Source organism: Rhodococcus sp. UNC23MFCrub1.1, from assembly GCF_000686025.1.
In the GTDB taxonomy this organism is placed as follows: Bacteria; Actinomycetota; Actinomycetes; order Mycobacteriales; family Mycobacteriaceae; genus Rhodococcoides.
In genome coordinates this window covers 249,174-258,826 of the sequence record NZ_JMLQ01000007.1, presented here as the reverse complement: position 1 = coordinate 258,826, position 9,653 = coordinate 249,174, and the positions used below count along the sequence as shown (strand labels likewise).

The 9,653-nt window shown below is 65.3% G+C and carries 10 protein-coding genes and 1 tRNA gene; 8 read left to right on the top strand and 3 right to left on the bottom strand.

Annotated elements, in window-relative coordinates; genetic code table 11:
* From BR07_RS0117580 to BR07_RS27680, 7 genes are all read left to right on the top strand, one after another.
* Window positions 1-798: NAD(P)(+) transhydrogenase (Re/Si-specific) subunit beta (locus BR07_RS0117580; RefSeq protein ID WP_027506549.1), on the top strand; the 798-nt coding region annotated here is incomplete at its 5' end.
* Between the two features lie 143 nt (window positions 799-941).
* Window positions 942-2,408 carry a pyruvate kinase gene (gene pyk, locus BR07_RS0117575; protein WP_051613540.1) on the top strand — a complete coding sequence of 489 codons (1,467 nt, stop codon included), beginning with the start codon at window positions 942-944 and terminating at the stop codon, window positions 2,406-2,408.
* Between the two features lie 143 nt (window positions 2,409-2,551).
* Window positions 2,552-2,872, top strand: a complete 321-nt coding sequence (locus BR07_RS27905; RefSeq protein ID WP_081821376.1) for a WhiB family transcriptional regulator — start codon at window positions 2,552-2,554, stop codon at window positions 2,870-2,872.
* Window positions 2,873-3,108: 236 nt separating this feature from the next.
* Window positions 3,109-3,214: transfer RNA gene (locus tag BR07_RS27070), tRNA-OTHER, on the top strand.
* 299 nt (window positions 3,215-3,513) lie between these two features.
* Entirely contained in the window at window positions 3,514-4,299 is a 786-nt protein-coding gene (locus BR07_RS25295) for a type IV secretory system conjugative DNA transfer family protein (RefSeq protein ID WP_155957093.1), read from the top strand.
* Window positions 4,296-4,808 (top strand): DUF4913 domain-containing protein, encoded by a 513-nt coding sequence (locus tag BR07_RS25290; protein ID WP_231476422.1) that lies wholly within the window; start codon window positions 4,296-4,298, stop codon window positions 4,806-4,808. The genes BR07_RS25295 and BR07_RS25290 overlap by 4 nt, the downstream gene beginning before the upstream one ends.
* Window positions 4,809-4,858: 50 nt before the next feature.
* Entirely contained in the window at window positions 4,859-5,821 is a 963-nt protein-coding gene (locus tag BR07_RS27680; RefSeq protein WP_027506545.1) for a hypothetical protein, read from the top strand.
* On the opposite strand, the gene BR07_RS0117550 is transcribed toward BR07_RS27680, so the two are convergent.
* Together BR07_RS0117550 and BR07_RS25285 are read right to left on the bottom strand one after the other, a co-directional pair.
* Complete coding sequence (locus BR07_RS0117550; protein WP_027506544.1) at window positions 5,750-6,376, bottom strand: TetR/AcrR family transcriptional regulator; 627 nt, start codon at window positions 6,374-6,376, stop codon at window positions 5,750-5,752. The two genes, BR07_RS27680 and BR07_RS0117550, sit on opposite strands and share 72 nt — an antisense overlap.
* Window positions 6,377-6,385: 9 nt before the next feature.
* A complete protein-coding gene (locus tag BR07_RS25285; RefSeq protein ID WP_231476421.1) occupies window positions 6,386-7,807 on the bottom strand; it encodes a lipase family protein in 1,422 nt (473 codons plus the stop codon).
* A 402-nt stretch (window positions 7,808-8,209) separates the two neighbouring features.
* On the opposite strand from BR07_RS25285, the gene BR07_RS27065 reads away from it, so the two are divergent.
* Window positions 8,210-8,419, top strand: a complete 210-nt coding sequence (locus BR07_RS27065) for a hypothetical protein (protein ID WP_155957092.1) — start codon at window positions 8,210-8,212, stop codon at window positions 8,417-8,419.
* A gap of 9 nt (window positions 8,420-8,428) precedes the next feature.
* Here BR07_RS27065 and BR07_RS0117540 read toward each other — a convergent pair whose 3' ends face one another.
* Entirely contained in the window at window positions 8,429-9,640 is a 1,212-nt protein-coding gene (locus BR07_RS0117540; protein WP_027506543.1) for an acetyl-CoA C-acetyltransferase, read from the bottom strand.
* Window positions 9,641-9,653 lie beyond the last annotated feature (13 nt).

Below are 9,653 nucleotides of genomic sequence, written 5' to 3'. Positions count from 1 at the left end.
CTGTTCGTGGTGTTCCCCATCGGCGGCGCGGACATGCCGGTGGTGATCTCGCTGCTGAACGCGTTGACGGGTCTGTCGGCTGCGGCGGCGGGGTTGGCGCTGAACAACACCGCGATGATCGTGGCGGGCATGATCGTCGGCGCGTCCGGCACCATCCTCACGAATCTGATGGCGACGGCGATGAACCGGTCGATTCCGGCGATCGTGTTCGGGTCCTTCGGTGGCGGCGGCGCGTCCGCGATCGGTGGCCCGGACGATGCCGGCGGCACGGTGAAGTCCACCTCGGCGGCGGATGCGGCGATCCAGATGGCGTACGCCTCGCAGGTCATCGTGGTCCCTGGCTACGGTCTCGCGGTCGCGCAGGCTCAGCACGCGGTCAAGGACATGGCGTCGATCCTCGAGTCCAAGGGCGTGGAGGTGAAGTACGCGATCCATCCGGTGGCCGGGCGCATGCCGGGTCACATGAACGTGCTGCTCGCCGAGGCGGACGTGGAGTACGAGGCGATGAAGGAGATGGACGACATCAACGGGGAGTTCTCCCGCACCGATGTCACCCTGGTCATCGGCGCGAACGACGTCACCAACCCGGCGGCGCGCAACGATCCGAGTTCGCCGATCCACGGGATGCCGATCCTGAACGTGGACGAGTCGCGGTCGGTGATCGTGCTCAAGCGGTCGATGAGCTCCGGGTACGCAGGTATCGACAATCCGCTGTTCACGGCGGATCGCACGTCGATGCTCTTCGGGGATGCGAAGAAGTCGGTCAACGCCGTCATCGAGGAACTCAAAGCCCTCTAGAGACAACCGTACGAACGAACCGCTACACCACAAGCGCGCTGCGCGCAGCGAGCCCACCATGCACCCACTTGCCCCGGTCGTCCGCGACCACGGCAGGTTGATGGTGCGGTGCGCACCATCCGGAAGGAAACACCGTGAGCACCATCCTCAGTGACCGATTAGACACCGTCTCCGGCACCAGTACCTCTCACACCGGACCCACCCAGAAGACGAAGATCGTCTGCACGCTGGGTCCGTCGACGGATCCCGACGGCATCATCGATGAACTCATCGCCAGCGGAATGAACGTGGCACGACTGAATTTCAGCCATGGTGATCATCCCGAGCATGCTGCTCGCTACCTCATGGTGCGTGACGCTGCCGAGCGCCGCGACGTCCCCGTTGCTGTCCTTGCCGACCTCCAAGGACCGAAGATTCGGCTGGGTCGGTTCGCGGACGGGCCGACGACATGGTCGTCCGGGGAGATTGTTCGCATCACGGTCGACGACATCGTAGGCACCAGCAGGCGGGTGTCGACGACCTACCGGGAACTCGCCGCCGACGCTCGGCCCGGCGACACCGTTCTCGTCGACGACGGGAAGTTGGAACTGCGTGTCGTGGAGGTCGAAGGCCCCGATGTGGTGTGCCGTGTCGTCCAGGGCGGGCCCATCAGTAACAACAAGGGGCTGTCGCTTCCTGGAATGAATGTCTCGGTTCCTGCGATGTCCAACAAAGACATTCGAGATCTGGAGTTCGTCCTGGCCCTCGGCGTCGACATGGTCGCGTTGTCGTTCGTTCGAAGGGCGTCAGACATCGACCAGGTCCATGCCGTGATGGACCGCGTGGGCCGCAGGATCCCGGTGATTGCCAAGATCGAGAAACCCGAGGCCCTCGCAGATATCGAGGCCATCGTCGCCGTCTTCGATGCGGTGATGGTCGCACGCGGCGACCTGGGTGTCGAGATCCCTCTAGAGGACGTACCTTTGGCGCAGAAGCGCACCATCGAACTCGCCCGTGAGAACGCCAAGCCGGTCATCGTAGCTACCCAGATGCTCGACTCCATGATCGACAACGCGCGCCCCACGCGCGCCGAGGCGTCTGACGTCGCCAATGCCGTCCTCGACGGGGCAGACGCCGTGATGTTGTCGGGAGAGACGTCTGTGGGGCAGCACGCGGTGCAAACGGTGCGCACCATGGCACGAATTGTCCGTGCCGCAGAGACGGACCCGGCGAGAGCGTCCGCATTCGCCCACATGCCCAGGACACGCTCAGGGGTTGTGTCCTATGCAGCTCGTGACATCGCCGAACGATTACAAGCTAAAGCGCTGGTGGCATGCACGCAGTCGGGCGACACGGTCAAACGGTTGGCACGCCTGCACCCCTCAACTCCCCTGCTGGGCTTCACCCCTCACGTGAGCATACGAAACTGCCTTGCACTGAGCTGGGGTACAGATCCGTATCTTGTCGATCATGTCGACACCACCGACGCCACCATCGCTCAAGTCGATCGCGAACTGATCGACCGAGGCCTGTGCACCGTCGGTGACGTCATCGTCATCATCGCAGGAGTACCCACCGGCACCGAGGGTCTGACGAACATGATCAGAGTTCATCGAGTGGGCGACGTCTGATGGTCACGCACCCTTGCACGAGCAACGCTCGGCGTGAGCCTCCCGCCTCGTCGACTGCGGACGACGCCACAATGAACGCTGACCGCTGCCTCTGAGGGGCGTTTTCCACCGCGAAGGAGCATGGCGCGCCAGTGTCGCAACCCATGATCAACACTCAACAATTCTGCAGAACACTTGTCCGACTGCCCGCACCCCGAATGGAGCATTGGGAGTGGCAGCATCGAAGCACATGTCAACCGCACGACATGGAAACGTTCTACCCCGAAGGGTCGCGAAGCAACCGGGACGCGATCACTCAGGATGCCAAGAAGTTGTGCCAGGTTTGTCCCGTCCGTCAGGATTGCCTTGAGCATGCACTACGCACCAGGGAGCCCCACGGCGTTTGGGGCGGGCTGACACCCACTGAGCGAGCAAGGCTCATCAATTCAAAGGGGGTCCAATCCACCGCCACGCATTTAGATTAGAGCGTCCGAGTGTTTCAGGAAGCCCCGCTACTGCCCGACACCACCAAGCAGGCCGCGTCGCGAAGGGATAACCGGGAGAGGCGCCGTCGGCGTTCACCGGCACCGCCGCCCATCCACGGCGGTTCGTACATGAGATCAAGGATTCGGGAACCCGCTCGACATTCCTCCCGATGCCACGACAGTGACACATGTCGGTACGAACGGCCATGAACCGTTGTGAACCGGCTCGGACGGTTGCCGCAGTTCAGGCGGTGTTTCACAACCTCAGGCGAACCCGCATGAACGTCTCTCGTCGTTCTCGTAATGAAAAGGTCAAGAGTTCGATTCTCTTAGGCGGCTCCACAACGTACCCTGACCAGCGGTTATGCGATTCGCATGACCGCTTTTTCAGTTCTGGGTGTGCCCGAATGAAGTGCCGCAGGTCCGTGGAGTACACGGCGGCACCGCTCTGACCAGCAAGTATTCGGAACCGACCTTTTCATCCAGACTGTAAAGGTCCCCGGTCCCGGTGGCTCTGACCAGGGCTTTCAGTCTCGATGACACGACGGTGACACGACCCGTAACGCGACCCGTTGGAGGTGCGGACGTGCGCGGACTCACCGTGGTCCGATGTGGCGGTGCACCGCTGCCGTGCCGGATCCGTGCGACGTTTTTCGAGAGCGTTCGCCGCCGAGGACGCACCCACGTTGTTCTGCCTGTCGATGGAGGACGCCGTCAATGAGTGCGGCGCCCTGGTCACCGCGCTGACCGTCGCCGTCACCGACGCCCTGGTAGACAAGGCCACCGCCACCCCCGCGGAGGGGTCGGTGCCGGCGGGGCGACTGCGGATGCCGGCGACGTATGCCCTCGACGAAGCCGCCAACGTCGTGCGGTGGCGGCAGCTGCCGAACCTGTACAGCCACTTCGGCTCCCGCGGCATCACCGTCACCACCATTCTGCAGTCCTGGTCCCAAGGGGAGGAGTGCTTCGGTCAGGGTGGGATGAAGAAACTGTGGGGCGCGTCGACGATCCGCGTGTACGGCGGCGGCGGGTCCACCGACGACGGCCGGCTCCTCGAGAACACCTCCGCCGCCCTCGGTGATCACTGGGAGATGAGCCAGACCGGTTCCACGAACTCCTCCGGTCGGTCGAGTTCGCAGCAGCGGCAGAAGATCCGCACCCTCCCCGCGGATGCTCTCGAGGCGATGCCGGCGGGGCGGGCGATCCTGCGCGCCGCGAAATGCCCACCCGCACTGATCGAGACGATGCCCTGGTACACCGGACCGTTCGCCGACGCCGTCGCCGACGCCCAAGTCCGCGCCGGCCAAGACCCCGCCGTGCATCCCAACGCCGACGACCCTGATCCGGCGGACGCGACATCGCTGCTCCCACAGCCGCAGAAACACCCAGTTGCAGTGCTGCGGCCGGACACGGCGGCGGCCTCGTGAGTGACGAGTTCGACCCGGGCGCCGACATGGACGGAGCCTGGTCGGCTGATGCATCACCAGCCGACGATGCTCGAAACGAGCTGCAGGACAGTGACACCGACGACGAGCCAGGCACGGCGGGGGAGCGCGCCGACCCTGAGCCTCGGGGCCCGTACTACCCGAACGCGTACCGCTTCTTCGCCGACTTCCTCGCACCCGCGTACCGGCGCAAGACCATCGACCACCCGGCGATGCGGTGGTGCCCGAGCTGGTTCCTGCACCCCGAAGCCCGCGCCCGAGTCGACGCACTCTGGCGGGCATGGGAGTACCTACGGCTCGACCCCGCCACCGGAATGAGCGTGTGGTGGAAAGACCACGCCGATCACCACATGTCGAGACTGCTGTCCCCGGACGGCACCTTCAAGGACTGCACCCCCGACCACCGGCAGGTGCACCCACTTCCGAGCATCACCATCCCCGCCGAACTGCTGGCGCTCCACACCGCCGACTCACCCGTCTCACCCGCCTGACGACACCCGTACCTCCAAGACACTCGTAACCCCTGAACCGAGGAGCACTCGTGGCCGACGACGAACACGAACAACTCTCCCGCCAGACAGGCATGGTCCTGCGCACCGCGGTCCAGGTCGCGATGCAGGTCGCCGAAGCTCTCGCCCGACGCCGCGAGCAGAACCTCCACACCGCGGCCGCCGCGTCGGAGGCACGCACACGCGCCCTGGCCGGGCGGCTGAACGCCGAACAACGATCGGCAGAAGCGTTCCTGCGCCGCACCAGTGACCGGCAATGGTGGGCCACCGCCGAGAATGCGCAGATCGTCGACGCCGTCCGCGTCGCGCACACCTGGAAGGACACCTCGCCGGTCGCCGACCGGGCAGCGGTCACCATCGAAGATCAGCTGCGCGCCGACAAGGGCATCGATCTCACCTCGCTGCGTGACACCGTGAACACAGCAGTCGTCGCCGCTGCCGTCGGACGTGAGCTCGCAGACCGCGCCGAGCGTGAACGCCAGGTCGATCAGAACGCCGACCGATCAGCCCTCGGTAAGGATGACTCGCGGACTACGCCGCCGGCGCAACACCTCCTGTTGAGCACAGTCGGATGGGACACCGCACAGCGCCGAGAACAGCACAGAGCCGAACTCACCATCGCGGGCATCGATACCGAAGCGATCGACTTTCTACACCCACGGAACCATTGCCTTCGACACCACCGGAATCGTTGCGGGACTCACGCTGCCGCTGGCGAACACTCAGTGCCCCGTGTTCGTCATCTCCACCTTCGACGGCGATCTAATCTTGGTGCCCACCAGCCGCCGCGCCGTTGCGATCACCGCCTGGGCGGAATCAGGCCACACACTCTGAGGGTCCAGGCGGTCTGGGACTCTCGGCACGAGGGTGCGTGCAAGCTGATCGTGATCGACTACACGACACCCCCCTTCCGGCACGGAAGCTCAGTGCAGCACCCCGCTGCGCGCCGTCCGCACCAGTTCCTCGACGAGATCGTCGATGGGAATGTGCGGTGAATTGAGGGTTCGGTGGGCCACCAAGGCATTCACGGCCCCGATGTACCCGATCCACGCCAGCCTGTAGTTCCGCGACGGAAGCTCGCCGGAAGCGACCGCCGGCGCCGCCGCCAGATCCAGCAGTTCGATCCACGCCTCGACTCGTGCGTGCCGCTTTGCCTCCATCGGTGCACTGACTCCGACGACTTCGACGAACGCTATCCGCGCATGTCGCGGATCTCGGACGATCTCGGCAAGGTAGGAGTGGACGATCTTCCGGAGACGGATGTCGAACTGGTCGTCGACTGTCGCGGCGGCGGCCGCAGCGACAACAGCGGATGCGTTGGTGTTGATCAGATCGTACGCCGCGCCCAGAACCTCTTCACGGTCGGCGAATTCTGCGTAGAACTGCCTGGTGGACAGGTTGGCGTGGGTGCAGATCTCGGACACCGAGCTCGCTGCGTAGCCCGTTGTGGCGAAGACGGTGATCGCGGCGTCGATGAGTTTGTCCCTGCGCTCGAGGCGCCGGGCGTGTGCGGATCGTCCCCCGTAGGAGCGTGCAGCGGGGACGACCATGGGGCGATTCTACGAGCCGGCGCCCACTCCTATCGCCCGGCCCGCGGCTGCGCCCGCGATGTCGCCGAGCACGTCGCCGATGGTCTGAAGTGCCCCGTCGGTGGTGAGCGTCGATGTCGGCGAGGTGATGTTGCAACCCTCGGGGGCGGGCACCCCGTTGAGGCGTTGTTGTATCCAGGTGAACGCGGTGGGTAGCGAAGAGATGAATCCGCTGATGTGTTCGGCGAGCAGCTCCCGCACGTAGGTGACCCGGACGTCGTCGTTGCGGCAGTACTGGTCGACGAGACGGTCCGTTCCCGCGCTCGGGATGATTTCGTCGTATTGGGCGTGGTAGATGAACACGGGCATGGTCGGGTCGTGATGGCCGAGGGTCACTTCGGCGATGACTGCTTTCACTTCCGGGATCTGCAGCGGGTCTTCTCCACCGATGTACGTGGCGAGATAGTCGTACCCGGGGAACACGTTGGTGCCCTGGGGATGACACAGGGCGCTCTTGACCGTGTTGACCACGCGACCGAAGTCGTCCGTGCGGGCGTCGAGCAGGCGCTGCACCTCCGGGTATTCGCGGCCGATGCCGATGAGGGTGGGCGAGACCAACCCGGCCCACACGCCACCAGTGTTGTGGCGCAACGTTTCCTCGCCGTCCGCGAGCGCGACCCCACCACTGGCAGTTCCGACGATGTTGAGTTCGGGGGCGTACAGGTGCGCGTTCTCCGCGACCCACGAGGTGGGGATGGTGCCGCCCGAATACCCCCAGAGCGCGGTCGGTGTCTGGGCCCCGTTCAATTGAGCCGGTTCGAAGCTTTCCACCGCACGGATACCGTCGAGTGTCGCTCTCCCTGCGATGACGGGGGCGCCGTACGCGGAGTTCGGCCCTTGGTAGTCCGGAAGGGCCACCGTCCATCCCTGCGACACTCCCGCCGAGATCGCTGTCAACGCCTCGCCCGAGTTGACGAAGTCCGCCGGTATGGAACCGTGTTGGATCACGTACGACGGGGCGCAGTACTGGGCGGTGGAGTCCTCTTGGATCTGGTACGAGAGCAACTTCCGCCCACCCGGCGGGGCGTCGCCCCGCGGCCGCAGAACTGTGGTCACGGTCGCGATGGCGTTACCGTGCGTGTCCTGTGTGCGGTAGAGCAGCTGCCACGCTTCGACGTTGATCGGCGCCACGCTCAAGGCCGCCGGTGTGATCGTGCGGGCTCGCAGGACCTGGCCGGGTTCGGCGTCCGCGACGATGCCGGCCGGTGGAGTGAAGAACGGGTCTAGTTCCGGTGGGAGCGTGACCGCGGCGGTGGGCTCGATCGGAATCTCGGAACCAGGTGCGGCGGTCGCCGTGGGCGCCGCCATCAACCCCGACCCGATCGAGGTGAGGACGGTGGCGACGATGACGAGACCGCGACCTGAAACTGCTGGGTATGACCGTGAATGCACGATGAGCTCCTGCTCGTGAGTGGCTGCGGTCACAGTAAGTGAAATGCTGGCGATTCACAAACAGCATTCGGCAGGTGCGCTGCGTCGGCGAAGGTGGCACTGTTCGATCGACACCGAGAACGTCGCGGCGGAGCCGCGGTCTGAATTCCGGTGATCCAGCTGTGTCCGCTCGACCGCAATGGCGGGTTCACCCGAACGACTGGACCCCTGTATGCAGAACCGACATGCCTGGCCACCGAGTGCGAATTCGCCCGCTTGACTGGACCACCCACGACCGCGCCACCGTCACCGCAGTCGGACGTGCCCTGCTACACCACATGCACCGGACATGACGCCACCCCAGGGGACGACCACCTCTCACCTCGACTGTCCGGTCGATAGTCCGCTGCCAGCAGGCGGACGATGAACCGGGCGGCGGGCACCTGTGGAAAAAGCAAGCATGCGCAGATACAGTTCGAGCGCCTGAGCACGGCCCGGAGCGGAAGGGTCGCCGGTCATCAGAAGCGGCGGGCTGATCGTTTCGAAAAACCACTCGAAGAGATCGACGGCAGGGGCTGGAATGTGTTTCCGGTTCTGCAAACGCCTATGACCGTGACGCTGGATGTCGGCTGAACTGACTGCTCACCGGACCGATTCAAACACGGCCGCAAGACCCTGCCCCCCTCCGATACACATGGTCTCGAGTCCGTAGCGCTTGTCTTGACGATCCATCTGCCGGAGCAGGGTCGTAAGAATGCGCGCCCCTGTGGCCCCGACCGGGTGCCCGAGCGAGATCCCCGAGCCGTGTGGATTGAGTCGCTCGTCCGCCGGGTCGAGGTCCCAGGTGCGGAGCACCGCGAGAGCTTGAGCGGCGAACGCCTCGTTCAGTTCGATGACGCCCATGTCGTCGAGGGTCAGATCGAGGCGTTTCAGGGCCCGCTGTGTGGCCGGGACCGGTCCGATTCCCATGGTTCGGGGCGGTACGCCGGCCACAGCCCACGACGCGAGGCGCGCGAGGGGACTCAGACCGAGCTCGGCTGCGACCTTTTCCGTCGTCACGATGCACAGTGCCGCACCGTCGTTCTGTCCACTGGCGTTACCGGCCGTGACCGTCGAGTCGGGATCGACGCGCTGACGGATGGGACGCAGCGTGGCCAAGGAATCGACCGTCGTGTCAGCGCGGGGGTGCTCGTCAGTATCGACGACCGTGACCGCGCCCCGCTTGCCCGTGACTGACACGGGCACGATCTCTTCGGCGAAGACGCCGTCCTTCTGCGCCGCGGTTGCTTTGCGGTGCGAATCGGCCGCGAGTGCATCCTGGTCGGCTCGTGAGATGGCGAATTCCGCACGCAGGTTCTCTGCCGTCTCGATCATGCCGCCCGGCACCGGGAAGTGGGCTCCGCCTGCGGTGACGCGGGCGCGGGCGAGTCGGTCGGAGAGCGCCACGCTCTCGCCGCGTACGCCCCAGCGCATGCCGGTGGCGTAGAACTCGGCGTTGCTCATCGATTCCGCTCCGCCCGCCAGGATTAGATCGCTGGCGCCGGACTCGACCTGCATGCAGGCGTTGATGATCGCTTGTAGGCCGGAGCCGCACCGTCGGTCGATCTGCTGCCCGGGGACGTCGATTCCGAGGCCGGCCTGCAGCGCGGCGATTCGTCCGATCGCGGGTGCTTCACCGTTCGGCGATGCTTGACCGAGGATGACGTCATCGACTCTGTCGGTGGGGACACCAGTGCGAGAGAGGATCTCGCGGATGACGGTGGCGGCGAGGTCCTCGGGGGCGACGTCGCGGAGTGTCCCGCCGAATCGTCCGACGGGGGTTCGGAGTGGTTCGCAGATGACGGCGTGGGGCATGGCACTTCCTTCG